At 72.2% G+C, this 230-nt stretch carries 1 pseudogene; it reads left to right on the top strand.

What is annotated here, in order from left to right:
• Positions 1 to 208: pseudogene (locus ACTFO6_RS20160) on the top strand (glutaredoxin family protein); the annotation flags it as partial.
• Between the last annotated feature and the right edge of the window lie 22 nt (positions 209 to 230).

Here is a 230-nt window from a genome sequence, read left to right on the forward strand (position 1 = left end):
GGCGGAGGCCCAGCAGAAGGAGCGGAAGAAAATGGGGGGCGGCGCCGGAGCGGCGGCGCTCCCCTTCGCCGTACGCCAGGCGGCGAGCCGCTACCCGGTCACCCTCTCTGCCGGCGATTGCGGCGAGGCCTGCGACCAGGCCCGGCGCCTGCTGAACGAGCGGGGCATTCCCTACACCGAGGGGGACGGACAGCTCAAGGCAGAGTAGGCGGCGTTGGAGAAGCTCGCAG

Source organism: Pelomicrobium sp. G1, from assembly GCF_051905455.1.
In the GTDB taxonomy this organism is placed as follows: domain Bacteria; phylum Pseudomonadota; class Gammaproteobacteria; order Burkholderiales; family UBA6910; genus Pelomicrobium.